This is a genomic window from [Eubacterium] eligens ATCC 27750, from assembly GCF_000146185.1.
Taxonomy (GTDB): Bacteria; Bacillota; Clostridia; order Lachnospirales; family Lachnospiraceae; genus Lachnospira; species Lachnospira eligens.
Window position 1 is genome coordinate 122,660 of record NC_012780.1, and the last position, 24,108, is coordinate 146,767.

26 protein-coding genes and 1 pseudogene are annotated in these 24,108 nt (G+C 38.7%); 2 read left to right on the top strand and 25 right to left on the bottom strand.

Annotation, left to right across the window (positions count from 1 at the left end; all coding sequences use genetic code 11):
- Nucleotides 1-5: 5 nt before the first annotated feature.
- A pseudogene (locus EUBELI_RS14055) lies at nt 6-135 on the bottom strand (cysteine-rich KTR domain-containing protein).
- On the bottom strand, nt 80-358 hold the full coding sequence (locus EUBELI_RS14740; RefSeq protein WP_012740434.1) for a class I SAM-dependent methyltransferase: 279 nt from the start codon (nt 356-358) through the stop codon (nt 80-82). The pseudogene EUBELI_RS14055 and the gene EUBELI_RS14740 overlap by 56 nt, the downstream one beginning before the upstream one ends.
- 209 nt (nt 359-567) lie before the next feature.
- Here EUBELI_RS14740 and EUBELI_RS11085 point away from each other — a divergent pair, with 209 nt between their 5' ends.
- Entirely contained in the window at nt 568-1,179 is a 612-nt protein-coding gene (locus tag EUBELI_RS11085; protein ID WP_008119056.1) for a GNAT family N-acetyltransferase, read from the top strand.
- Between the two features lie 39 nt (nt 1,180-1,218).
- On the opposite strand, the gene EUBELI_RS11090 is transcribed toward EUBELI_RS11085, so the two are convergent.
- The 5 genes from EUBELI_RS11090 to EUBELI_RS11110 all read right to left on the bottom strand — a co-directional run bounded on the left by EUBELI_RS11090 (nt 1,219) and on the right by EUBELI_RS11110 (nt 4,727).
- The gene (locus EUBELI_RS11090) at nt 1,219-1,842 is read right to left on the bottom strand and encodes a class I SAM-dependent methyltransferase (RefSeq protein WP_012740435.1); all 624 of its coding nucleotides are present in this window, start codon (nt 1,840-1,842) and stop codon (nt 1,219-1,221) included.
- Nucleotides 1,843-1,881: 39 nt separating this feature from the next.
- The gene (locus EUBELI_RS11095; protein WP_012740436.1) at nt 1,882-2,400 is read right to left on the bottom strand and encodes a ClbS/DfsB family four-helix bundle protein; all 519 of its coding nucleotides are present in this window, start codon (nt 2,398-2,400) and stop codon (nt 1,882-1,884) included.
- Nucleotides 2,401-2,436: 36 nt separating this feature from the next.
- Entirely contained in the window at nt 2,437-2,961 is a 525-nt protein-coding gene (locus EUBELI_RS11100) for a flavodoxin family protein (RefSeq protein ID WP_008119059.1), read from the bottom strand.
- Nucleotides 2,962-2,995: 34 nt separating this feature from the next.
- A complete protein-coding gene (locus EUBELI_RS11105; RefSeq protein WP_012740437.1) occupies nt 2,996-3,448 on the bottom strand; it encodes a VOC family protein in 453 nt (150 codons plus the stop codon).
- 400 nt (nt 3,449-3,848) lie between these two features.
- Nucleotides 3,849-4,727, bottom strand: a complete 879-nt coding sequence (locus EUBELI_RS11110; protein WP_012740440.1) for an AraC family transcriptional regulator — start codon at nt 4,725-4,727, stop codon at nt 3,849-3,851.
- A gap of 363 nt (nt 4,728-5,090) precedes the next feature.
- Here EUBELI_RS11110 and EUBELI_RS11115 point away from each other — a divergent pair, with 363 nt between their 5' ends.
- Nucleotides 5,091-6,410 carry an MATE family efflux transporter gene (locus tag EUBELI_RS11115; protein ID WP_012740441.1) on the top strand — a complete coding sequence of 440 codons (1,320 nt, stop codon included), beginning with the start codon at nt 5,091-5,093 and terminating at the stop codon, nt 6,408-6,410.
- Between the two features lie 60 nt (nt 6,411-6,470).
- On the opposite strand, the gene EUBELI_RS11120 is transcribed toward EUBELI_RS11115, so the two are convergent.
- The 18 genes from EUBELI_RS11120 to EUBELI_RS11205 all read right to left on the bottom strand — a co-directional run bounded on the left by EUBELI_RS11120 (nt 6,471) and on the right by EUBELI_RS11205 (nt 24,093).
- Entirely contained in the window at nt 6,471-7,289 is an 819-nt protein-coding gene (locus tag EUBELI_RS11120) for an aldo/keto reductase (protein ID WP_012740442.1), read from the bottom strand.
- 250 nt (nt 7,290-7,539) lie between these two features.
- On the bottom strand, nt 7,540-8,238 hold the full coding sequence (locus tag EUBELI_RS11125; protein WP_012740443.1) for a response regulator: 699 nt from the start codon (nt 8,236-8,238) through the stop codon (nt 7,540-7,542).
- A complete protein-coding gene (locus tag EUBELI_RS11130; protein ID WP_012740444.1) occupies nt 8,231-9,319 on the bottom strand; it encodes a sensor histidine kinase in 1,089 nt (362 codons plus the stop codon). The genes EUBELI_RS11125 and EUBELI_RS11130 overlap by 8 nt, the downstream gene beginning before the upstream one ends.
- Before the next feature lie 36 nt (nt 9,320-9,355).
- The gene (locus EUBELI_RS11135) at nt 9,356-9,535 is read right to left on the bottom strand and encodes a hypothetical protein (RefSeq protein ID WP_041688905.1); all 180 of its coding nucleotides are present in this window, start codon (nt 9,533-9,535) and stop codon (nt 9,356-9,358) included.
- Between the two features lie 17 nt (nt 9,536-9,552).
- Nucleotides 9,553-10,203, bottom strand: a complete 651-nt coding sequence (locus EUBELI_RS11140) for a potassium channel family protein (protein WP_012740446.1) — start codon at nt 10,201-10,203, stop codon at nt 9,553-9,555.
- Nucleotides 10,204-10,212: 9 nt separating this feature from the next.
- Nucleotides 10,213-11,547: a TrkH family potassium uptake protein gene (locus EUBELI_RS11145; protein WP_041688906.1), complete on the bottom strand. Its 1,335-nt coding sequence runs from the start codon at nt 11,545-11,547 to the stop codon at nt 10,213-10,215.
- 98 nt (nt 11,548-11,645) lie between these two features.
- The gene (locus EUBELI_RS11150) at nt 11,646-12,536 is read right to left on the bottom strand and encodes an ABC transporter permease (protein ID WP_012740448.1); all 891 of its coding nucleotides are present in this window, start codon (nt 12,534-12,536) and stop codon (nt 11,646-11,648) included.
- Nucleotides 12,536-13,444, bottom strand: a complete 909-nt coding sequence (locus tag EUBELI_RS11155) for an ABC transporter ATP-binding protein (protein ID WP_041688907.1) — start codon at nt 13,442-13,444, stop codon at nt 12,536-12,538. Before EUBELI_RS11155 ends, EUBELI_RS11150 begins: the two co-directional genes overlap by 1 nt.
- A 140-nt stretch (nt 13,445-13,584) precedes the next feature.
- Nucleotides 13,585-14,502 carry a hypothetical protein gene (locus EUBELI_RS11160; protein WP_012740450.1) on the bottom strand — a complete coding sequence of 306 codons (918 nt, stop codon included), beginning with the start codon at nt 14,500-14,502 and terminating at the stop codon, nt 13,585-13,587.
- 24 nt (nt 14,503-14,526) lie between these two features.
- Nucleotides 14,527-16,041 carry a cobyric acid synthase gene (locus tag EUBELI_RS11165; protein WP_012740451.1) on the bottom strand — a complete coding sequence of 505 codons (1,515 nt, stop codon included), beginning with the start codon at nt 16,039-16,041 and terminating at the stop codon, nt 14,527-14,529.
- Nucleotides 16,042-16,064: 23 nt separating this feature from the next.
- Entirely contained in the window at nt 16,065-17,123 is a 1,059-nt protein-coding gene (locus EUBELI_RS11170; RefSeq protein WP_012740452.1) for a pyridoxal phosphate-dependent aminotransferase, read from the bottom strand.
- 21 nt (nt 17,124-17,144) lie between these two features.
- Complete coding sequence (gene cbiB / locus EUBELI_RS11175) at nt 17,145-18,182, bottom strand: adenosylcobinamide-phosphate synthase CbiB (RefSeq protein WP_012740453.1); 1,038 nt, start codon at nt 18,180-18,182, stop codon at nt 17,145-17,147.
- Nucleotides 18,182-18,766 carry a histidine phosphatase family protein gene (locus EUBELI_RS11180; RefSeq protein WP_012740454.1) on the bottom strand — a complete coding sequence of 195 codons (585 nt, stop codon included), beginning with the start codon at nt 18,764-18,766 and terminating at the stop codon, nt 18,182-18,184. The genes cbiB and EUBELI_RS11180 overlap by 1 nt, the downstream gene beginning before the upstream one ends.
- 5 nt (nt 18,767-18,771) lie before the next feature.
- Nucleotides 18,772-19,155, bottom strand: coding sequence for a bifunctional adenosylcobinamide kinase/adenosylcobinamide-phosphate guanylyltransferase (locus EUBELI_RS11185; protein ID WP_012740455.1), 384 nt, complete (start codon nt 19,153-19,155; stop codon nt 18,772-18,774).
- Between the two features lie 19 nt (nt 19,156-19,174).
- Nucleotides 19,175-19,945, bottom strand: a complete 771-nt coding sequence (locus tag EUBELI_RS11190) for an adenosylcobinamide-GDP ribazoletransferase (protein WP_012740456.1) — start codon at nt 19,943-19,945, stop codon at nt 19,175-19,177.
- On the bottom strand, nt 19,932-20,471 hold the full coding sequence (locus EUBELI_RS11195; RefSeq protein ID WP_012740457.1) for a bifunctional adenosylcobinamide kinase/adenosylcobinamide-phosphate guanylyltransferase: 540 nt from the start codon (nt 20,469-20,471) through the stop codon (nt 19,932-19,934). Before EUBELI_RS11195 ends, EUBELI_RS11190 begins: the two co-directional genes overlap by 14 nt.
- The gene (locus EUBELI_RS13775; protein ID WP_012740458.1) at nt 20,465-22,906 is read right to left on the bottom strand and encodes a cobyrinate a,c-diamide synthase; all 2,442 of its coding nucleotides are present in this window, start codon (nt 22,904-22,906) and stop codon (nt 20,465-20,467) included. Before EUBELI_RS13775 ends, EUBELI_RS11195 begins: the two co-directional genes overlap by 7 nt.
- Nucleotides 22,903-24,093 (bottom strand): bifunctional cobalt-precorrin-7 (C(5))-methyltransferase/cobalt-precorrin-6B (C(15))-methyltransferase, encoded by a 1,191-nt coding sequence (locus EUBELI_RS11205; RefSeq protein ID WP_012740459.1) that lies wholly within the window; start codon nt 24,091-24,093, stop codon nt 22,903-22,905. The genes EUBELI_RS13775 and EUBELI_RS11205 overlap by 4 nt, the downstream gene beginning before the upstream one ends.
- Between the last annotated feature and the right edge of the window lie 15 nt (nt 24,094-24,108).

Sequence of the window (24,108 nt, forward strand, 5' to 3'; positions counted from 1 at the left end):
TAATATTACAATCTGCACTGCGTCTTAGCGTCTGGCTTCCTTTACTATAAATTTTTCTGCGTCAATCAGGCTTTCTTCTTTACACTTTGGACAAAACAGAGGAAAATTTGTTAATACCGTATCCTTCCTTGCCAGTGTACTGTTTGTCGGGGCAGGCATCACGGAACATGACCAGCATTGCCCCTGTACCACAGCCACAGTCCAGTACGTCCTGACAGGGTTCTTTCAAAAGCTCCTCCAACAAGTCGGGGTAATCCTTGCGGCACAGGTTGTACACGCTGGGGTCACTGTCATCAAATTTCTCCGCCGCAGCGTCAAACTCCCGCAGAGTGAGATTTTTGTATTTTTGGTTTGTCATAATAGCACCTCTGCATATTCATTTGCCATTTAGTTAGTTTATACTAATCGAATATTATCATATTTCTACATAGTTTTCAACATCCTATCTGTGTCTGTAGTCTATCAGCAACTTGACCCTTTCTATTTTTATAAAAAGCTTAGATTTTTGTCTTGACAACTGAGCCACTATAGAGTAACGATATATGAAAAAGATGTGAGAGGAAAATCATGAAGGTTGAAACATTATCAGAAAAAGATATCAATGCGATCGGGCATGCATTCGGTTATTATGAATATGCTCAGGGCGAAAAGGGGCTTGTTTCCGCATACAGCAGCAAAGACGCAGTCGTCAGTTATATCAACGGCTATGTGGAAATGGTACTGCAGGCAGGTATGCTTTATACAACCGGTCCGCAGCAGGAAGCATTTATTGCCTATAAGCGCTGTGATGAAAAAGTGGGACTGAAGGCAGGTCAAAAGCTGATAAAAGGGATGTTTGCAGGATCATCCTTTGGTGAAGTGGTACGGATGCTCAGCATTCTCGGAAGCGGTGGATCATCTTCCATTGAAAAGAAACTGAAAAAGAAAAAACAAAAATACCTGTTTGTCGGATTGGTATGTGTGCGGGAAGAATACCAGGGGCAAGGCTATATGAGGAAAGCGCTGGAGCTTGCGTTTGCCGAGGGCAACAGACTGGGACTCCCGGTCGTACTGGATACCGATGCCAAACTGAAAAGTGATAAATACAGACACCTTGGCATGGAACTGGCAGGCGTCCGTACCTGCAAAAACGGCAGTAAATTATACGAACTGATCAAATATCCTGATTCCACGGTCTAATGAAATTAAAAATCATACACTGTCTAATGAAATTGGAATTTAATAATTAGTTTTTTTCGCAATCAAGACTCCAACAGGAGCTAAACCGCCATCCACCAAATTCACTTTGACAACTGTAAAGCCATAATCCGTAATAAACTCACAAAAATTTTCCTTGTTCCATTCTTTGTATGCTTTAAATCCTGTAATAGACATCAATCGCTTTCGTAAACCACTTGATTTTTTCTCTGCCCATAAGAAGGTTGGTGCGTACAAAATGCCGTCTTTTTTTAATACTCTACGAATTTCCTGCATTGCTTTTTCAGGCTCTGGCATAATGTGCAGTGCATTTGAAATTACTACACAATCAAAATTTTCATTCTCATATGAAAGTGCCGTTGCATCGGCTACGCAAAAACTAAGTTTTTCTGTTGTACCTCTCCTTTTCGCTTGCTTAATCATATTTTCCGAAAAATCGGTTGCCGTCCAGCTATTAGTACAATCAGACAATGGGAAAGATAGCTGCCCTGTTCCACAAGCTAATTCTAATACATTCATATCAGATTTGAGATAATCTCTAATATATCCGCAGATTGCATTATAAAATTTCTTATCTGACTCCATCAAAGGTGCATATATTTTTGCAAGTCGTTGCCAATAACCCTTGTTTGCCTTGTCTTTCATATCAAAATCTCCATTTTATTCAATAATACAACTTCTGAGTTATAGTGCTATTTTTTTCCATTTTCTAATCTTAGTTCTAAATGTTCCGAATGGAGCAACTGTGTTAACATGTATGAACTTGTATACTTCCCAGACAGCTGTCTTAGTTGCTTCGCCAGCCCATTTTCTCATATGTGGTTTAAATAATTCTTCCTCACTTAGCGAATCGATCATTGCATAAATAGAATTAATATTATCATTCAACATATCTTTCAACTCCTGCAGTGACAGATACGCATATGTATCTGTGAACCATTGATATAATTCACCAAGCTGATTCCATTTAAAATCATCTGAAGGAGTTTTGACATGAAGACCTTTTCTTTCATCTGCTTCCCATTTAAGGACGAGCGTTGTCCATCCAACTTGGTAAGCGAGATTTTCTGCCGGAGTTCGGTCAACTTCATCAACCCTCTTATCCTTTAAAGATTCTGGAATATCATTAAATTCAAAAATATACTTTGCAAAGCTTTTATTTATCTCTTTTTTAAGTTCGTCTTTATTCTCGTATGTTCTCAATAGTCTATTTCTCCAAACTTGAATTTGGAACGTGCTTTATAAATTTTTTCCGATCCCCTCAAGTTCGTTCATGGAATCCTTGTTTTTTTCAAGTTCATCTCTGGCTGTTGCGTAATATGATTTTTTGAAAAGCATATCCCATGAAAGATATTTTGCCATACAGTCAAACTGCTTATCAATCAGCTCATACTGGATACTGTCTACGGGAGAACCGCCTACAACAATCGTGCCAACTTTTTTATTTTTTAACTGCAATCCACGGCAGTAGCACTTATCAATGATAAGTTTCAATTGTGCTGACATTCCCCACCAATAAACTGGTGTAGCAAAAAGAATCATATCTGCGGCAGCAATTTTATCAATTGTAGGATTTGTATCATCCTTATCGACACATCCCTTAGAGCATTGACAGACACCACATCCCTTGCATGGTGCAATGTTGAGTTTGTCAGGTTCAATGATTTCAATTTCATTCTTTTCTGATGCTCCTTTTATAAATGCATTGATTGCTGTCAGCGTGTTTCCTTTTCTGGCACTTCCATTAATGATTACAATTTTCATGCGTGTATCCTCCAACTTCCGATTTAGTGTCCTTTTATAACGGTTGCATCATCTCAAGAATGATTCCATCCGGGTCTCTGAAATAAAACGCTCTGCTTTCCCCAAATCCATCTGCCCTGAAATCGAAATACTGCGGTTCAGACAAGCACTCCACATGATTTTCGATAAGGGCTTTGTAGACAGAATCAATGTCATCCGTATAAAAGCATACTTCCGAGATAGATGTCGTAAACAAGTCTGATTGTTCTTTGTGGATTTTGCTGTCTACAAATTGAATCAATTCAACAGGCGGTGTTTCAATATTCTCAGAACCATTCAAATAAGCAACCCTTGCCTTACAATTTTTCTTTTGAAACATTTTATCTGTCTCTTCGCCAACCATCATGATTTCTCCTTGATATTTAAGTCCAAGTATATCTCTATAAAATGCAATTGATTTATCTAAATCTGAAACCGTCAATCCTACATGATATATTCTTCCAACCATTTACTATTCCTCCTTAACAAATGATAAATACCGATTTGCAAAACACATTCTTTTTTACATAGGCGCAGTATACCACATTTCCTGTGCCTATGCGATATCATTTAATGCTTATTCCGATATGAACTCATCTTCTCCACAGTGACCTCCGGATAAAAGTAAGTAAGAATCGTTGCTTTCGGAACTCCTGCGGCAAGTGCTTTTTTCACCTCTTCCTTCTGCTCCGGCGTATATGACCAGTGCAGCATTCGGTTAGTGATGTTCTTTCTTTGGTTATGAAGCTTAATGAACAATCTTCATTGAAAATATCTGCTGATAAGGATAACAGATTGCTTTTATTTAATGAATGTATTAAAAAAATCCGCTAAATTGCGGATTTTTTCTTTAATCTCTTGACCTATGTTTAAATTATACAGGAAGCTTTTCTGTATTTAAGAGGTGATACCCCATACATTTTCTTAAAGCTGCGTATAAAGTAGCTCACATTCTGATATCCACTGCACATTGCAACCTCAGTAACGGATGTTGCTGATTCCTCCAATAGCTGTCTGGCATGCTCCAGCCTGAGATGATTGATATACTGCGACAGAGTAATATGAAAATGCTCTTTAAAGTAGCGTGATATGTATTTTTCTGACAAATGAAACTGTGCACCAAATTCCTTCAGTGAAATTTCCCTTGTATAGTTTTGCCGGATATACGTTATCATTTCTTTTTCTATTGTGTTGGTGCCATTTGTGCCATTTTCCAGTATCAGATTATTGCTCCACATTTTCTGGATGAATTTGATGAGAGTTATTTTGGTTTCAAATTGCGCCTCTATATTTGCAGCATCTGTGTTTTCTGCGTTTTTCCCTGATATCTGTGCATTTATCTCTATCAGCCGCTCGCATATATCTGCTGCTGTATCATTTATCTGAGGACTAATCATAAGTCTGCCTCGTTTGAGAGGGGATAGGATTGATTTTTCCATGAGATCGTCCGTCTGAAATGATATATATTCAAGAGGAAACAAAAATGTGTAATAATCTGCATCTCCTGTCGGCGAGCCCATGAAATGCAGACTGCCCGGAGATACCACAAATGTATCCTTTGGGCTTCCTATATAGTTTTCACCTGATATGGTCACATGCAGCTTGCCCTGCTTTACATATATAATTTCCAGCTCATCATGCCAGTGTACCGGAATCTGGAATGCACGCTTTACATCACTGATATGATATTGACTGAACGGATTTTCCGGTGTGCCGTGTGGCCGGTTTTCCTTTAATTCAAAATACATTTTTCTACATATTCCTTAGTCTCTTTTAATCCCCATCCGGTTTGTTTACTGTAATAATTACATATCAATTATTTTTTATTTTAACATATTACATGCATAAGGTGTGCATTTTTTATTTGTTCCCTAGGATTTAGTGAATCTACGCTGTGGTATGAGCATTAACTTAGTAATAGATAAAGTAGAAATAGTACAATTTTCCCTTGAAATAATACAAGAATTATTTGTGATAATGTAATATATTGATACATGCAAGCTTCTCTTCTTTATATCTTCCTCTCCCAAATGAAGCTTATAACGAGAAGTTTGCTTTCATTCTGTTAATATCACAAGGTATACATACATTATAAATGAGGTAAAATCTATATGCAGGTTCAAAGAAAAACACTTACACAGCTTTCCATTCCAATATGCTTCGAAACACTTTTTTACATGCTGGCAGGCATGGTTGACACTCTTATGCTGTCATCCGTGAGCGACCAGGCGGTTGGTGCTGTCGGCACGGCAAATACATACATCTCCGTTTTCATCATCATGTTTGGTGTCATCTCAAGCGGTATGGTTGCTGTCATGACGCAGAATATCGGTGCCGGAAAACCGGGTATAGCATATCAGGCAAGGCAGCTTGGGCTTATATTTAACGCTGTAATAGGTGTGCTCATGGCTGTTTTTCTGGCTGTTTTTTCCGGAAATATTCTCAAAATGGTCAGCATTGCACCGGCGCTTTTTGATTCGGCAAATACTTATCTGCGCATTGTTGGAGGTGCCTGCTTTTTAAATGCTCTCATACCGATTTATTCAAGCTACCTGAGAGTTTTCGGCTACACAAAGCAGTCACTTTGGGCATCAATTATTGGAAATGTCATTAACTTTATACTTAACGCTGTTTTTCTCTTTGTAATGCACTGGGGCGTTATGGGTGTTGCCACTGCAACGGTTATCTCACGTATTGTCAATCTGATTATTGTTGCCACAATGGGCGCTGTGCTCATCAAGGCAAAGAACAGTCCTGAGCGCATAGCTCCCGGAAAAATTCTCAGACAGATTATAAAGATTGGCTTTCCGTCTGCCTGTGAAACCGCACTTTACAATATCGCCATGACTCTTGTAGTGCGTTTCATGAACCAGATGGATGCTGACGGAATGAACGTCACAGCGCGTTCCTATGCCTCACAGATTGCTAACTTTTCGTACTGTATCGGTGCTGCCTTAGCTCAGGCAAATGCCATTCTGACCGGCTGGCATATCGGTGCAAAGGAGTATGACGAATGCGATAAGGGCACTCGCAAGGCCGCTATCTATGGTGTGATTACGGCATCCTGCCTTTCTATCACATTTGCGCTTTTGGGTAACTACATTGTGCGAATCTTCACGAATGACGTACAGATGATAAACCTAGTCACAAAGCTTCTCGCCATTGATGTTGTGCTGGAGCTTGGAAGAGTCACCAATCTGGTCTATGGTCAGGCACTGAAGACAAGCGGTGATGCCGTTTTCCCAGTTGTCATGGGTGCCGTTTTCATGTACCTTGCGGCGGTCGGCGGAACATACTTCTTCGGACTGCATCTGGGGCTTCTCGCAGTCGGTGCTTACATCGGACTCGCAAGTGACGAGTGCATCAGGGCTGTCGGCATGGTGCTGCGCTGGAAGAGCGGAAAGTGGAAGAACAAGGGACTGGTTGATTAGAATATTCGGTGCTTTGTGCCGTGTTTCGATTTTTAAACCGATTCAAAAGTCAAGTTCCTCTTAAAAATTAAATGTTTCTGGGTCAGAACCGTGTTTTTCGTTCTTGTTAAGCTCATTTATGGCATTCATATCACCATCAGACAATTCAAAATCAAACACGTCAAAATTAGAAATAATTCTTTCCTGATGCGTTGACTTTGGAAGTACAATTATTCCTCTCTGAAGCTCCCATCTTAAAACAATCTGTGCAGGTGTCTTACCATACTTGTCAGCCAGTGCAATAATCACCTCATTTTCAAGTGTTCCTGCTCCGTTGCCTCCAAGTGGGCTGTAGGCTTCTATTGCAATACCATTCTTCTTAGCATATTCAACATTTTCAATATTAGCGTAATAAGGATGAATCTCAATCTGGTTAACCGCTGGTACAACTGTCCAGTTTTCACTGAGAGTCTCAAGATGGTGAACATTGAAGTTACTTACACCGATTGCCTTGATTTTGCCAGCCTTGTACAGGTCCTCCATATCTGCCCACGCCTTCTCATAACCGTTAGCTGGCCAGTGAATAAGATACAAGTCTATGTAATCAAGTCCCATGTCTTCCAAGCTCTGTAAAAATGCTTCTTTAGTTCTTCCCTGTCTAATATCCTCATTCCAAAGCTTAGTTGTAACAAATATATCCCTTCTGTCAATGCCACTCATACGTATGCCTTCGCCTACGCTTTTTTCATTGCCGTAAACCTTAGCTGTATCAATATGTCTGTATCCAGCCTCAATCGCCCATTTTACTGCATTAGCTGTATCAGCTCCGTCTGGTGTTCTAAAAACACCAAGACCTATCTGTGGAATTTTAACTCCATTATTTAATGTAATATAATTCATATAATTCAAATCTCCTTTATCTGTTTTCTTTCATTTTACACCATGTAAACGTTCAATTTCAATTATAGTATTGAGTCCTCTTACCTCAAAATTGATATGAAAAAATAGGACTTAAATCATTCAAGCCCTTGTTTTATAAGGTTTCTCTTGATTTAGTCCTATTTTAACGTATGCCCCTTTTATAATTAACCTCCATATATTTTATGGTTATATTATACACCGTTTTACACTTTTATGAGGAAATCCATAATTATACTCTCAGCATTCTGTATCCTATACCAATATGCGTCTGTATATACTGCGGGGAATTGACATCTTTTTCAATTTTCTTTCTTAATGTTGCCATAAATACTCTAAGTGATGCCAGATCATTTTCCCATGAACTGCCCCATATATTCTTAGTAATATAAGTGTATGTCAGCACTCTTCCGACATTTCTTGATAATAATATGAGAAGCTTATATTCAATAGGTGTAAGATGCAGCTCCTCTCCATTCAGATATGCACAGCCAGCTGCATAGTCAATTTTTAAATCTCCATTCTCGAATACACTTGTATTCTGAGTCATATCCGTCTGCATAAGTGACAGTCTTCTTACTGTTACACGCAGCCTTGCAAGAAGCTCATCTACTGAAAACGGCTTTGTAAGATAATCGTCTGCCCCTGCATCAAGTGCTTCTATCTTATCCGCATCTTCAGTTCTTGCGCTTATAACAATTATTGGTGTATTAGTCCATGTTCTTATCTTTTTTATAACTTCCACCCCATCTATATCAGGAAGTCCTAAGTCTAGCAGAATTATATCAGGATTATGTGATGCAGTCTGTGAAATAGCACTCTCTCCATTCACAGCAGTTAAATACCTGTAATTATTAGTTTTTAATGTTGTTGTTATGAGATTTCTTATTGGTGAATCATCCTCAACTACAAGAATCTGTGTTTTATTCATTTAAATGTACCTCACTTAACTGCAGTTTGAATTCGAAAATGCATCCATGTGGTGTATTATCCCTTAATTCCAGTTCACTTCCATGTGCATTTATAATAGTTTTACATAAAGATAACCCAAGTCCGAGACTTCTTCTGTTATCTGCGATTTCATTGTTACAGGTAAAAAATGTATCAAATACATTTTCTTTCATATCATCAGGTATTCCCTCGCCATTATCTTCAATGGATATAATTACATATCTGCCTTCTTTTCTTGCTTTAATATATATATCAGAGCCTTCCTGTGTATACTTTATCGCATTATCAACTATGTTAATAATAACCTGTATTATAAGTCTGACGTCCATTCTCACAAGAAGCAGTTCTTTGCCGCAATCCACATGTATTTTATGTTCACAGCTTTTTCTGTTGATATGTTTTAACGCTTCAGCAATAACTTCATCTATCAGCTGGTCAGACATATTAAGAGTTACTGTTCCATCCTCAAATCTTGTTACAAACAATATATTCTCTACAAGACTGATTAACCATTCTGAATCATCATATATATCTGTAAATATCTGCTCTCTCGTATCATTATCAAGCTTATCATAATTGTACATAAGATTATTGGCATTACCTGATATTGATGTGAGTGGTGTTCTTAAATCGTGTGAAATCGTCCTTAAAAGATTAGCCCTTAACTGTAGTGTCTTTTCCCTGTAAGCAGCCTGTTCTGACATACGAACATGTTTTTTCAGTTTAGATGCCAGAGTTCCTGTAAGCATTGACGCAGCAAGCATAATAACACATGTGAGCGGATATCCTGTGTCATATGTATGTAAAGTAAATCTTGGTTCTGTCAGGAAGAAATTCATCAGAACAACACTTACAAGCGAACCCGCCACACTCCAGATATATCCATTAGTGAATATCGAAATCAAAAGCACGCACAGAAGATATACCATAATAACATTTGATTCTGTAAATCCAATATATATAAGCAGCATTCCTATTACTGTTGCAATGCTTAAAAGGCCTATTGTTATTAAGAATTCTTTTACAAGTTTTTTTAATGTCTTTTCCGTTATAATTACCACCTTATTTTATTTTGTATATAATAACACATTTTCAATTTAATATCTCTTTTTTTCGTTATCATCACTTTCATTCAATACAGCATTCATTGTATCTTTGTCATTGGTTCTTCTTGTTCTGTTCATAAATCCGTCTATTTTATTCATAACATACCATCCTGCTGCCATAAATAATAATATCACAACTATCAGTACTATTATAATTAATCCCGTCTTCATGCTCATGCCCCCTAATCTTAAACTTTAAAGCATTTTTTCAGATTTTTATAATCTCCTAACACAAGTAATGTAATATCTTCTGTAAGTACAATATCTGGTTCAACATTTACATTTATTGAGTCATTATGCTTTATAGCCATTATGTTTACTCCATATTTTTTTCTTATATCAAGTTCAATAATACTTTTTCCTAACCACGACTCAGGAACTTCCACTTCAAGAATTGCATGAGTATTATCCAGTTGTATTAAATCAAGAATATGGTCCGCAGTGTAGCGTACTGCAGCCCACTTTGCTTCGTGTTTTTCAGGATATACAACCGCATCTGCACCATTGCGCAGCAGGAATTTTTCCTGTACATCCCGCTCGGCTCTTGATACCACATATCTGGCGCCAAGTTCCTTTAACAGTGATGTTGTTTCCAGCGAATTCTGAAAACTGTCACCAATTGTCACCATACACACATCAAAATTCCCAACACCTAATGATTTTAAAAATTCAGCATTCGTGCTGTCTCCAATCTGTGCATTTGTGACTATATTCATAACATCGTTAATTCTGTTCTCATCAGTATCAACTGCCATCACCTGATGTCCAAGCTGATTAAGCTGCATAGCCATATGTTTTCCAAATCTTCCGGCTCCTATAAGTAATACATTCTTTTTCATATTGTGCTCCTATCCTATATTAATCTTTTCTTCAGGAAATTTTGAATAGCTGTTTCCATTTCCAGAAAAAGCAGCATATATTAAAGTAAGACCACCAACTCTGCCCATAAACATAAGAATAATAAGAACAATTCTTGATAATATTCCAAGCTGTGGAGTAATACCTAATGTCAATCCGACCGTACCTACTGCTGATGCTGTTTCAAAAAGACATTTCCCTAATGAAATTCCATCTGTGACATTTATAATAAATGCGCCTGTAACAAATAATGTAATGTACATCATAGCTATCGTAGCTGCATTTTTAACTGTATCGTTATCTATTCTTCTTTCAAAAAAATGAATATTCTTATTTCTCTTAAATGTTGCAACCATGTTTCCCATAAGAACTGCAAATGTAGTTGTTTTCATACCACCTGCTGTTGAACCTGGTGAACCACCTATAAGCATAAGAGCTATCATAATCATTACAGATGCCTGTTTCATTGCATTAAGGTCAACCGTATTAAATCCCGCAGTCCTTAATGTCACTGATTGAAAAAGTGCCTTAAATACAGGCATTTTCTCGTTTCCAGTCATCATATCATTTATCATAAATATAATTGCAGGTACTGTTATAAGAACGGCTGTTGTAACAATTATTAATTTGCTCTGCATCTTATATCTTTTAAAATGATACTTATTATTCTTAATATCTTCCCACGTAACAAATCCAATTCCACCTATCACAATAAGAAGCATCAATGTAATATTAATAACAGGATTGCAGGCATATGTCGTCATTGAAGCAAATTGATTATCCGCTGTTCCTAGCACATCAAATCCTGCATTACAGAATGCTGATATTGAATGAAATATTGCAAACCAGATTCCTTTCAATCCATAATCTCTGCAGAATACCGGCATCATAAGCAATGCTCCTGATAATTCTATAATGAATGTTCCTTTTAATATAAATCCGGTAAGCCTGACGACTCCGCCAACCACTGGTGCTGATACAGATTCCTGCATAAAGCTTCTCTGCATTAAAGACACTTTCTTTCCTGACAATAAAGAAAATGCAACAGCAACAGTAATTACGCCAAGCCCTCCTATCTGTATAAGCGTAATTATTACAAGCTGTCCAAATAAAGACCAGTAGCTTCCTGTATCCAGTACTACTAATCCGGTAACGCATACCGCTGATGTAGATGTAAATAATGCATCACCAAACGGTGTTACACAGCCACTGGCTGATGAAACCGGCAGCATAAGAAGCAATGCTCCTAATATAATTAATCCACCAAATCCAATTGTTATAACCCGGAATGATGACAAATGTTTTCTTATCCTGTTGTCAAACATAAAAAATTCCCCTTTTCTAACATAATTGAAATCTACCAGAATTATGTTAAAAAAGGGGTTAAGCATTTTTATATGATATTAAGATTATATTAAGATTATTATCTCTCCCGAATCATGATAATCAGAAGATAAGCTGCTCCGAATACAACTATACTCCCAGCCATGATTAAATACATCTGTGGCACGCCAACAACACGTCCCCTGAATACAGGATTACAGTCGAGAGTGTTCCTTATGACTGTGACCGCTTCTGACGGAAGCCCTGTGTCTGCCATCTCTTTATACACTCCGTTTAGCATATGGTTCTTAACCAGGGAAGTTCCGTATGTACCCGGAAGGTAGGACAATGCTTTCTGCAACCCTGAACTAAAATTAGATATCGGCATGTATGCACCACACACAAATCCATACCCTGCACTTACGATTGTTCCAACCGCCGACAACTGCCCCTGCGTCTTTAGCGGATAGCTTACAATGCTTGAAAGCGTGCTTCCAAATAACACCAGCAGAATCATATCCAATATAACAAATATTACATCTGACGCACTCATATACCAGCCCATCTTCAATATGTAAAGCAGGCATAATGCAAGTGCTGTGCCATTAACCATAAGCGAATTAAGTACTGTTGATAAGAAATATCCTATATAAATCTTTGTTTTGCTTACAGGCGAAACATCAAAATCTTTTCTTGCTCCGCTGGCTCTGTCCTGAACCATCGTAAGATTGACGCAGAATGTAACAGTTACACAGCTTACTGCAAGAAGTGCTGCAGCTAACTGTGCTGCCACTGTGCCGTTAATTATTTTGTCTGATAAATCAATCATGTCCTTAGTTGCAGAAACGAAGGAGTCCTTGTATACATTTGCTAAAAATGTTGCATACAAAACAATAAGAATTACCGGAGTTATCATTGATGAGAATAACATTCCTTTGTCCTTAAAAAAGAGTTTTCTGTTTCTGCTTACAAGTGCGGTTATCTCTTTCATCACTGACCACCTCCCAATATTTTCCCAGTCACAGCAAGAAATACATCGTCCATACCACCTTTTACGACTTCATAATCACGGAATATCTCCTGATGTTTCACAATCATTTTCGTAGCTTCAAGTGTGTTCTTAACCTGAATCCTGTAACCATCACGGATTGCTTTGTACTCTGTTTTCAAAGCTTTAATCTCATCCTCTGTAACTCCATACAAAGATATCGTATCATGAACATATTCATTCTTTAATTCCAAAGGAGTTCCCTCTGCCACGATGCTTCCCTTATCAAGAATCACAACATATCCGGCACTTGCCGCCTCCTCCATGTAATGAGTTGTAAGGAATACCGTCATGTTCTCCTCTGTACGAAGTCTCTCAATAACATTCCATATAATAAGCCTTGTCTGTGGGTCAAGTCCCGTCGTCGGCTCATCAAGAATCAGTATCTCCGGTCTGTGAATCAGCGCCCTTGCAATATCAATTCTTCTTCTCTGTCCGCCTGACAGCTTACCAACCGGTCTGTTAATGTAATCCCCGAAATCAAGTATCTCCACCAGTTCTGCCAGTCTTTTTTCAAATGCATTTCCAGTAATTCCATACAACGCCGCCCTGCTTTTGAGATTCTCCTTAACTGTAAGAGGTTTATCAAGAACACTGTCCTGAAACACAACTCCCAGCAGCCTCTTTGTTTCACTGCCTGCCCTGTCTGCTTCTTTATCCTTAATCCACACATTTCCGCTGTCCTTGCGTAACTGCCCGCATATAATAGAAATCGTTGTGCTTTTTCCAGCACCATTTACACCTAAAAATGCAAACAATTCTCCCTTCTTTACGCGGAAACTTAAGTCATTAACTGCCTTCACATCGCCAAAACATTTATTCAGATGTTCTATCTTAATAATATCCGACATACGCCCCTCCTTATTGAGAATCACTTCATGTATTTATTAATCCATTTTACCACATCCAGCATGCCAAGTTGCATTCAGACAAAAAAGACACAAAGCAATGTACTTCGTGCCTTAAAAATCATATTAGTTTCATAATATTTTCAGAATAAATCCAGCATATTATCCAGATATATCTCTTCTCTTACATGTATCTGGTACTCCGGCTTTATCATGTAATACAACAGGAATTCCAGCACCAGTGCGCTTCCAAGTCCCCGTCCTTCAATCTTAAAATTGGAAAATCCCATTGGCATATATGTATTCCTTATATCATCAACACTGATAAATGCCGGATTCTCCATTGCCTTAGAAAAGCGGTATCCACTCTGTGAATCAGGTGCAACGCATACATGATCTGGACAGTCCTCGCCAAGATTCTGGCGGCTCACAATCTCATAGCAGTTCTTTCTGTCGTAACATCCGAACCAGCAGCACTCATTACACAGGAATTCCACCTTATCCTTTTCTTTATCTGTCAGCTTCGCCAGCTTATCAAATGCTTTATTCAGCCTGAAATCCGGCACTACATACTGGAAATCTTCTCTTTTTACTTCATCCAGAAAATCATTGAAATCCGTCAGCACCTTCGTTGTCGATGATACAAGATAAAGATTGGGATAATGCTTTTTTATATACCCGGCAAGAAGGTCTGAATGTACAATCACGCCATTGCTGACTGCATTCCTCATGCCTTCGCTTTCATTAAGTGCCTTACATAACGCATTACATTTTTCATCAGCTAAATGTTCTTCGCGAAGCAGTGAATTGCTGAATGTCAGCCTTGCCGATATCCCATACTCACTCATCAGATTCATAACTTCCTGCACACCATGTTCACCGGAACCGATTCGTCCGCCGCCCCAGATACAGTCTGCAGGCGCACCATATATTGAGCCAATCTCACACCAGTCATAGAAATATTCCCTATGCTGGCGATATACCGGCAAAAATGCTTCGTACAATTCATAGAATTCAAACAACCCCGGAAGATGGTAATATGCCTTCTTTATACTATTCATATAATGTATCTCCCTTCCTGCTGTCTACAATCCCATAATTTCATATATATACTTCATATCCATATTTTCACGGATTGCATCTGCCAGCTTGTCATACTCTCTCTGCTTATATTCTTCAAAACTCATGTCTGAACCGCCGTGTATCGCAATCCCACATCTTTTACCAAGCATATTTATAAAACTGTCACAGAATTCTTTCTCATCAAATATTCCGTGAAGATAAGTTCCTGCCACATTCCCACAGACACACCCATCCATATATTCCGTTCCATCGACAGTATTATATATTTTTGCAAATGCATGCGCCTGTCCTTCACCCACAGTACTCTCTCCCATATGAATTTCATATCCGGCACATTTTTTCTTCCCAAGCATTTCCCACATTCCAGACTGGCTGCAGATTATTCCTCTTGCTCTTGTACGGTGCTTAGACAGTGTAAATGTAGTTGTAACTGGTAAAAGGCCTATTCCCGGAATAACCTCACCGGTTTCTGCATTACATGAATCATCAATAACATTTCCTAACATCTGGTAACCACCACATATTCCAAATACAGGTATCTCCTGCCTTGCACATTTTATAATCTGTGCTTCAATTCCATTCTTACGCAGCCATTTTAAATCATTAATGGTATTCTTGCTTCCCGGAAGAATTATAAGATTGGGATTTCCTATCTGTTCTGCCTTATCGACATATCTTAAATTAACCTCCGGCAGCCTTTCGAGTGCATTAAAATCTGTAAAATTCGAAATATGAGGCAGTCTTATTACAACTATATCCAGCTTTTCCCCTGAAACATCTGAGTCCGATGTTTCAAGCCTTGAAGCAAGGCTGTCTTCATCTTCAATATCAAGCCTTACATAAGGAATTACCCCGGCAACAGGAATCGGACATATGTCATATAACTGTTTTATACCTGGCTCAAGTATCTTCCTGTCTCCACGGAACTTATTCATGACCAGACCTTTTACACGCCTGCGTTCCTTTTCTTCAAGAAGCATGATTGTTCCAACAAGCTGCGCAAACACGCCACCACGGTCAATATCTCCAACAAGAAGCACCGGTGCATCTACAAGCTCCGCCATTCCCATATTAACAATATCATCTTTCTTAAGATTAATCTCTGCCGGACTTCCTGCGCCCTCAAGTACTATCACATCATATTTTCTGTCAAGAGTGTCATAGGCTTTTAATATGTCAGGAATCAGTTTCTTTTTATACTGGAAATATTCTTTAGCCGGCATATTTTTAAGCGGTGTTCCGTTTACAATAACCTGTGAACCCACATCGCTTGTCGGCTTTAACAATATGGGATTCATTTCTACACATGGTGCTATTCCTGCCGCTTCTGCCTGCATAACCTGTGCTCTTCCCATTTCCAGACCATCCGCTGTTATGTATGAATTCAATGCCATATTCTGTGATTTAAAAGGTGCTGCATTATACCCGTCCTGCTTCAGCACTCTTAATATTCCTGCCGTTATAATGCTCTTTCCTGCATTAGACATTGTTCCCTGAATCATAAGATTCTTTGCCATAATCACTGCACCCTGCCTTTCTTTTACACTTCCAGTATCTGTCTCATATTATTAATAAGAACTTCATTATCCGCATGCTGCTTTACTGCTATACGGTAGCAGTCAGCCGGCATATTATGATAACTCCCACATGACCGTATAAGTATCCCATGCTTTAATAATTCTTCCTGTATCATGCATCCTGCTTTACTTTGTGGCAGTCTGAATGTTAAATAATCTGCCTGTGACGGATAAACAATACATTTCATATCTGATAATTCATTGAAAAGAAACTGCCGTTCCCTCTGAATAAGTTCATGCGTATACTTCTCATAATCTTTATCCGCAAATGCCGCAATTCCTGCACGCTGTGCCACAGACGACACATTCCATTCCGGAAGCTGTAATGAAACCCTGTTAATTAATTCTGTATTGGCACTCATCATATATCCTAATCGAATTCCCGCCATTGCATAAAACTTTGTAAATGCATTTATAATCACAAGATTATCATAATCATCCAGAAATCTTTTACAGCTTATAATTTCATACTGCGGATTAAACCTTAAAAAGCACTCATCAGCTACAACTACAATGTTCCTGTCCCTGCATATATCAAGTATATTAACAAGAATATCTTCAGGTATAAGGTTTCCTGTAGGATTATTGGGATTACATATAAAACACATCTGGATATCCATATCCTTAAGCTGACCGCATACATCTGCATACCCAAATCCATTCTTTTCATCAAGTTTATAATATTGGATGCCGGCACCATATGCACTGACAGCGCGTTCATATCCCGAAAAAGATGGGGCTGCAACTGCACATTTATAAGGTCTTACTGCCCTAACCACAGCCATTATAAGTTCAGAAGCACCATTTCCACACAGTATTCTATCTGCCTGTACCCTCTCCTTACCGGCAACTGCCTCTCTTAACGCCATATACATGATATCAGGATATGTCTCATATCCGTTTATATCATTAAGAATCGCTTCCTGCACTCCATCCGGCATTCCAAGCGGATTAATATTAACCGAAAAATCAAGTGACACTTCCTTGTCATAGATATTCCCGCCATGTATCTGTTTTTCCATAAATGATAACCTTTCGTCTGATTAACAGAAATAACACATCACTGCACTTCTTATAATGAGCACAATAATAATCACAATAAATGCGGTGATATACAATAAAATATTACTTCTTTTTATATCTTCAATTTCCAGCTCCCGGATTGAATCTCCAATCTGCGGCTTATGTACAAGTCTGCCAAAATAATAATTGTCTCCTGACAGAGAAACCTTCAATGCTCCTGCACATGCCGATTCTGTCTGTGCGGAATTAGGACTGCTGTGTTTCATTCTGTCCCTTAAAAAAATCTTCCATGCATTTCCCATGCTGTAATGTGATAAATCTTTATTCCTTCCCATACACTTTTCTGCAAGCTGTGCAATTCCGGCAGCTGCAACCATAAGACATCCGCCTGCTCTTGCAGGAATAAAGTTCACAACATCATCCATTTTAGCCGCAAATCTTCCGAAATGCAGATATTTATCATTCTTATAGCCAATCATTGAATCCATGGTATTAACTGCCTTATATACGAAGCCCCCGACAGCACCGAAAAACATCATATAAAACAATGGCGCAACAACACCATCTGATGTATTTTCCGCAACCGTCTCAACAGCCGCACGCGTAATACCATGTTCATCAAGCTGGCTGGTATCTCTTCCGACAATCATTGATACAGCCTGTCTTGCCTGTGGAATCCCTTCATTTTTCAAAGCATAATATACTTTCATGCTCTCTGTTTTTAGTGATTTCACAGCAAGAATCTGATAGCACATAATCGTTTCGACTACACATCCAAGCACTATATTAATATAATAGCAGACCGCAAGTATGCCCGCTGTAACAATACCTGTTATTAATGGTGTTAAAACTGCCAGAACTATGCCTCTTTTATATTTCTTTGCTTGTGAATACTCTTCTTTTAACAAAATGCTTTCCAGCCATGAAATCATTTTTCCTATCAGGCGTACCGGGTGATACAGCCAGTGCGGATCTCCGATAATCAGATCAAGCACATATCCACACATGATTGCTATAGTCTGACATGTAAATATACATGTAAAAATATTATTATTCATTATTTCTCCGTAATCTTTTTTATTGTACTTATATGTCCTTCCTCAGTAACATCGCAGATATATCCATCCCCATTGCCACAATGATAATCATAATAGTATCCACCATAGATTTCTGACAAAACCGCCATTATAGTTCCTCCATGAACAACACATGCAGCCGTTCCCACCCCTGATTCCATGCACTCATTAACAACCTTGTTCCACGCATGGACACATCTTGTCCTGAAATCAGCTATATCTTCTCCCTGCGGAAAAGGTATTGTTCCATTACTGTCAATCCATTTCTGGTAATACTCATCGCCCGTCAGTTCTTTATAATTCTTTCCCTCGAATTTACCAAAGTCACATTCCCTGAAATCCTGCACAATTATCTGCTTCATGTCAGGATATATAAATGCTGCTGTCTGACTGCATCTTTTTAAAGGACTTACATATAATGCCTGTACCTGTGGATAACATCTGTCACTCATATACTCGTGTATCTGTGCCGTTCCTGTATCACACAATGGTTCATCCGTAGTTCCTATATATCTCTTTTCAATGTTTCCTGCTGTTGCTCCATGTCTGATTAATACAATCTCCATATTCCTTACTGTCCGCCTTTCAGACACTGTCCTATTCCACAGATTACTCTTTCCACATGCACAGCCTTCTTAACTGCACTGCAAAGTACGCGTCCGACTGCTTCCCTGTATATTCTGTCCTCTTTTTCTAACGGAACAATTCCGCTTCCAACTTCATCACATATTATAATAATTTCCGGATTGATATCATACAGACTGTCTATCAGAGAGTCTGTTGATTTTCCTTCTTTAACATATCTTTTTATAAGCAGATGCATATGATTTAATATTTCAGCATTTTCCAGGTCTTCAATATTACAATCTGCCCCATCTGCCACAACCGACATATTTTTCTTACTACATACATAATCAAGTTTTCCCTGATAAGCCCCACCAAAATATACTTCCATATTATCTCCATTCTGCTGGCTAAATTAATGTAATTACTGCAATTGCAGCCGTCATGCACAACTCACTCACACAAAGCAGATAGCCCGCAAGGTCACCTGTCACCCCGCCAAACTGCTTATATGCCATATGCCTGTAATAGAGTAAAACAAGGAATGCTACAATGACAACAACTATTGCTGTTATAATACTGCACATACACATACATGAAATACATAATATAAGCTGCATTACAAGCATTATATTTACCCTCTTTCTGGCTGTAACACTTGTAAATGTATGAAGCATTCCGTTATTTCTTGCACCGCGGAAATTAACTGCTGCCAGTCCGCTGATAATTCTCGACAGATAAAAAGTAAATGCCATAATAATAATCTGCATATTTCCCGCCTTCTGTACAACAATAAATGCAGCAGCAAAATACAGCACATAATAAACCAGAAGTTTAATAACTGCAAATGCACCAATATGCGAATCCTTTAATATTGCCAGTTTCTTTTCCCTGTCACCATATGAATTAAGTGCATCACATGTATCCATATAACCGTCAACATGGATTCCCCCTGTTATAATAACCGGCAGTATGATAAGTACCAAAGTCCTGCTTATATCCGGCACATATAAAATTTCCCCGGCATATATCCATCCATAAACATAAGCTCCAGTTATAAGTCCAATCAGCGGAAAGAATCCCATTACATATTTCATGTCTTTTTCATCTAATTCAAGATGTGGCATTGGTATTTTGGAATACATTGAAAATGCAATCACCAGTGATTTAATTATCGACATCGCCAATATCCCCCTTTAAAAATACAGGAATTGAATATACAACTTCTACAACTGCATCTGCTGCTCTGGAAAGCCTCACATTAATCTCCCCAAGCCGCCTGATATAATCAGTTGTACCGGCATCATATTCACATCCGTCTGAAAATACTTCATTTGTTACAATAACAAGATGCCTGCATCCTGAATACAGTTTCATACAGCCATCAAATATATCATCTGGTTTTCCGGCTTCTCCAAAACATTCGTTGGCAAGAAGGTTAGACATGCATTCAACTAATACCACCGGTCTTTCTTCTTTATCACAGCAATCCAATGCACTGCCTATATTCTGATACTGCTCTATCGTTTCAAAGCCTTTTCCCTCACGCTGCCTTTTATGCTTTTCAATTCTTATTCTGCCTTCCTCTCCGAAAGGCTGCATGGTTGCCACATAATATTTTTTATTATCTCCGGCAAGCCGGCAGCATATCTGTTCAGCATATTCTGACTTGCCGCTGCCGCTTACCCCTGTAATTATAATCAACATTTTCCATAATCCTCATATGCAGCTATCTGTATATCGTCAAATGTAGTATTTTCCCTGTACACCTGCAAAGCCATGTCAAAAAGCGGAAACATCATAACTGCCCCTGTTCCTTCTCCTAATGCAAGCTCTGCATGAATAACAGCTTTCTTTCCCAGACTGTCAAGAAGTGCTTTCATTGCCGGTTCTTTTCCCTGATGAGATACAATAATATAATCATTAATCTCCGGCTGCAGCTTCACGGCAATAAGCGCTGCAACCGCCGCGATAACACCATCAGCAACAACCGGTATCCCATACACTGCTCCGCCGATATACACGCCCACAAGTCCTGCTATATCAAGCCCGCCTATACTCTGTAAAAGTTTTAATGGATTGTCTGCGTATCTGCCATACATTTCTTTAGCCTTTGTAATGACTTCAACTTTCCTTTTAAGCCCTGAATCATCAAGTCCTGCACCTCTTCCGGTAACAGCTTCTGGCTCAAGGTTTAATAATATACTTGCAAGTGCTGTACTCGTAGTTGTATTGCCAATCCCCATCTCTCCTGTAGCAAGAATATTATATCCTTGTTCACTGCACCATTCCACCTGCTTAATTCCTTCGTGGACTGCCTGTATGAGCTGTTCCTGTGACATTGCAGGTTCTTTAAGGAAATTTCGCGTACCTGTCATAACCCGTCTGTTTACAAGACCTTTATAAGTTCCTACATCTGTTCCATCCGCAAGTTTATCTGCTGCAATACCTATATTTACAGGAATCACTTCTGTTTTACTGCAAGCTGCCATTCTGCATACACTCGATATTCCATCTGCCATATTGCAGCTTACAACTGCAGTCACATCCTGTCCTGTCTGTGTAACTCCCTCTTCAACTATTCCGTTGTCTGCACACATTACAATAACAGCCCTTTTGTCTATATGTACATCAACTGTATTCTGGATTCCTGCTATCTGTGTTATTATTTCTTCCATAAGCCCAAGACCATGTAATGGCTTTGCTATTCCATTCCAGTGCGCTTTTGCTTTAATCACAGCATCTCTATTAATACCTTTTATATTATCCAGCTCCGGAATAAGTTCTGCTGCCTGTCTGCTGTTCTCCTTATACTTCATACATGCATCCATAAATCTCTCTGCCACATTTTCATTACCATAAAAATAAATGTGTGGAAATCCTGCATATAAAGTATCACTTCCGTAACCGGCAGAAGCTGTGCTGTTATCAGAAGCCTTTATGACTTCATAATCACTACCCGGACAGTCACTGTTCCAATAATGAAATTCATGTGCACGGAAGCTTTGATTTTTATCTGCAAGCATTGTATCTTTTGCAGCCTTAACGCTCATATACCCGAAACGCTGTAATTTTCCGGCATTATAACCTGTTCCTCTGATAATTCCAGCCATTGGATATTTTTCTTTTTCCGGAGTTTCAAGATACTCATGCAGATATAGAAACCCGCCACACTCCGCTATACATGGAAGACCTGACCGTATTCTGTCAGCAATATCCTTTCGCATTGATATATTTTCTGACAGTTCTTCTGCATGAAGCTCAGGATATCCCCCATATAATAATAATCCGTCTATATTATCAGGAAGACTGCTGTCTTTAAGAGGACTGAAATATGCAAGTTCACATCCACTCTGTCTTAAATAATCAAGGTTATCTTCATAAAGAAAACAGAATGCTTCATCCTTTGCAACTGCTATTCTTAGATTTCTCTTTTTCTTTTCTTTGTAATGGATTTCATTCTCAGAGGCGTTTTCTGCAATCTTAAGAATCCCGTCTATATCCAACGTTTCTTTCATCTGACTTGCAATACAGGTGACTTTTTCCTGAAAATGTTCAACCTCTGCGGATGTAACAAGTCCAAGATGACGGCTTTCAAGAACGGCCTCCTTCTTATATGGCAGATAGCCTAATGGTTCTATCCCCATCTCTTTAACCATCTGTGCAGCATCTTTATATAATCTGGATGATAAATTGTTAAATATCACACCTCTGATATGACTATCTTTTTCATATCCTGTATATCCTTTTATGACTGCACCTATTGAATTACTCATCCCACGGCAGTTTACTATAAGTATAACCGGTGTATCCGTAATGCCTGCTATATCATAGGAGCTTCCCTTCGTGCCAAAGCCCTGGCCGTCAAAGTATCCCATAACGCCCTCAACTATGGTTATATCACTCTCACATTCTTTGCGTGCAAGCAGATATTTTATTGTCTCATCATCACAGAACCAGCTGTCAAGATTGCCTGTACGCATATTCAGTACACGAGAATGAAACATAGAATCAATATAATCAGGTCCGCATTTTAATGCTGATGTCTTAAGTCCCATATCTTTAAAGCACTGGCATAAACCACAGACAATTGTTGTTTTGCCACACCCACTGCCTGTTCCGGCTATCATTATACGACTCATTGCATTCTCCTTCCCTCTATAATAAATACTGGATTATTTGCAGACATCATATGATATCTGCCTGTTTTCTTTATCTGTGTTACAGCAATCTGGACTATATCAAGTACGCTCATATTATTCTTTTCCATTAATGAAATCATATCCTGTAGTGTTTCTAAAGTTACTGCTGTAGCCACAACATGGACATTGGGATTTTTTCTAAGAATACTGTCAAAAATGTATTCTGATTCACCGCCACTTCCACCAATAAACACTTCATCCGGCACTGGAAGATTATCAATTACATCTGCTGCATTGCCATGTATAATCTCTATGTTATTAAGTCCGAATTTCTCTGCATTACGGGCAATAAGACTGCATCCTTCTTCTGTTCTCTCAACCGCATATACAGTTCCGTATGGTGCATGCAGTGCAAGCTCTACCGAAACAGAACCTGTTCCTGCGCCTATATCATACACACATGAATTCTTTCTGACTGCCATACGGCTGATTACACTTGCCCGTATTTCCCTCTTAGTCATTGGCACATCTGAACGGATAAAATAACTGTCAGGAATTCCTGTTATAGTAAATGTATGTGAATAATCATTGTATACTGCCATTACAGTAAGCCCTGCTGACTCATATTCTGTAAATTCTGACACTTCACCACTGGATATCTTTTCATTTTCATATGAAAGATTTTCCCCTATCCAGACATGTGCCTTTGAAAGCCCCACACTCTGAAGCTGCTTACATATCTGTGATACATTTCCCTGTGTCAGAAAATATGTCATCTCATTCTGTAAAACTACAGGTATGTAACTCTGTTTTTTTCCATGCACACTTACAAATGCCGCATTTTCCCAAGGCTTTCCTATTCTTGCGGCAAAATATATTACAGAAGATATTCCAGGCAGGATACGGTATTCATATTTTCCTTCAAGCGCATCTGCAAGCTTTCTTGTTCCACTGTAAAATCCGGTATCACCAGACATAAGCACAACATATTCTTGTGCCTCTTCCTGCTCGATAATACTTACTATATTATCTGCTGTTACAGCATAAAATGTCTTTTTATCCGGATATTCCTCTATCAACCGCTTTGAACCTATTATAATTTCTGCATTATCAATTGCAGCTTTTACTTCCTCTGTAATGCAGCTTTTACTGCCCGGTCCCATTCCAGCTATAATTACCCTTTTCATTACTCACTCCATCTT

Bases quoted from the DNA above. Each gene is read 5' to 3' on its own strand.
- EUBELI_RS14740 (WP_012740434.1), bottom strand. From the start codon at position 358: ATGACAAACCAAAAATACAAAAATCTCACTCTGCGGGAGTTTGACGCT.
- EUBELI_RS11085 (WP_008119056.1), top strand. From the start codon at position 568: ATGAAGGTTGAAACATTATCAGAAAAAGATATCAATGCGATCGGGCAT.
- EUBELI_RS11090 (WP_012740435.1), bottom strand. From the start codon at position 1,842: ATGAAAGACAAGGCAAACAAGGGTTATTGGCAACGACTTGCAAAAATA.
- EUBELI_RS11100 (WP_008119059.1), bottom strand. From the start codon at position 2,961: ATGAAAATTGTAATCATTAATGGAAGTGCCAGAAAAGGAAACACGCTG.
- EUBELI_RS11105 (WP_012740437.1), bottom strand. From the start codon at position 3,448: ATGGTTGGAAGAATATATCATGTAGGATTGACGGTTTCAGATTTAGAT.
- EUBELI_RS11110 (WP_012740440.1), bottom strand. From the start codon at position 4,727: ATGTATTTTGAATTAAAGGAAAACCGGCCACACGGCACACCGGAAAAT.
- EUBELI_RS11115 (WP_012740441.1), top strand. From the start codon at position 5,091: ATGCAGGTTCAAAGAAAAACACTTACACAGCTTTCCATTCCAATATGC.
- EUBELI_RS11120 (WP_012740442.1), bottom strand. From the start codon at position 7,289: ATGAATTATATTACATTAAATAATGGAGTTAAAATTCCACAGATAGGT.
- EUBELI_RS11125 (WP_012740443.1), bottom strand. From the start codon at position 8,238: ATGAATAAAACACAGATTCTTGTAGTTGAGGATGATTCACCAATAAGA.
- EUBELI_RS11135 (WP_041688905.1), bottom strand. From the start codon at position 9,535: ATGAAGACGGGATTAATTATAATAGTACTGATAGTTGTGATATTATTA.
- EUBELI_RS11140 (WP_012740446.1), bottom strand. From the start codon at position 10,203: ATGAAAAAGAATGTATTACTTATAGGAGCCGGAAGATTTGGAAAACAT.
- EUBELI_RS11145 (WP_041688906.1), bottom strand. From the start codon at position 11,547: ATGTTTGACAACAGGATAAGAAAACATTTGTCATCATTCCGGGTTATA.
- EUBELI_RS11150 (WP_012740448.1), bottom strand. From the start codon at position 12,536: ATGAAAGAGATAACCGCACTTGTAAGCAGAAACAGAAAACTCTTTTTT.
- EUBELI_RS11155 (WP_041688907.1), bottom strand. From the start codon at position 13,444: ATGTCGGATATTATTAAGATAGAACATCTGAATAAATGTTTTGGCGAT.
- EUBELI_RS11160 (WP_012740450.1), bottom strand. From the start codon at position 14,502: ATGAATAGTATAAAGAAGGCATATTACCATCTTCCGGGGTTGTTTGAA.
- EUBELI_RS11165 (WP_012740451.1), bottom strand. From the start codon at position 16,041: ATGGCAAAGAATCTTATGATTCAGGGAACAATGTCTAATGCAGGAAAG.
- EUBELI_RS11170 (WP_012740452.1), bottom strand. From the start codon at position 17,123: ATGGAAAAACAGATACATGGCGGGAATATCTATGACAAGGAAGTGTCA.
- cbiB (WP_012740453.1), bottom strand. From the start codon at position 18,182: ATGAATAATAATATTTTTACATGTATATTTACATGTCAGACTATAGCA.
- EUBELI_RS11180 (WP_012740454.1), bottom strand. From the start codon at position 18,766: ATGGAGATTGTATTAATCAGACATGGAGCAACAGCAGGAAACATTGAA.
- EUBELI_RS11185 (WP_012740455.1), bottom strand. From the start codon at position 19,155: ATGGAAGTATATTTTGGTGGGGCTTATCAGGGAAAACTTGATTATGTA.
- EUBELI_RS11190 (WP_012740456.1), bottom strand. From the start codon at position 19,945: ATGTCGATAATTAAATCACTGGTGATTGCATTTTCAATGTATTCCAAA.
- EUBELI_RS11195 (WP_012740457.1), bottom strand. From the start codon at position 20,471: ATGTTGATTATAATTACAGGGGTAAGCGGCAGCGGCAAGTCAGAATAT.
- EUBELI_RS13775 (WP_012740458.1), bottom strand. From the start codon at position 22,906: ATGAGTCGTATAATGATAGCCGGAACAGGCAGTGGGTGTGGCAAAACA.
- EUBELI_RS11205 (WP_012740459.1), bottom strand. From the start codon at position 24,093: ATGAAAAGGGTAATTATAGCTGGAATGGGACCGGGCAGTAAAAGCTGC.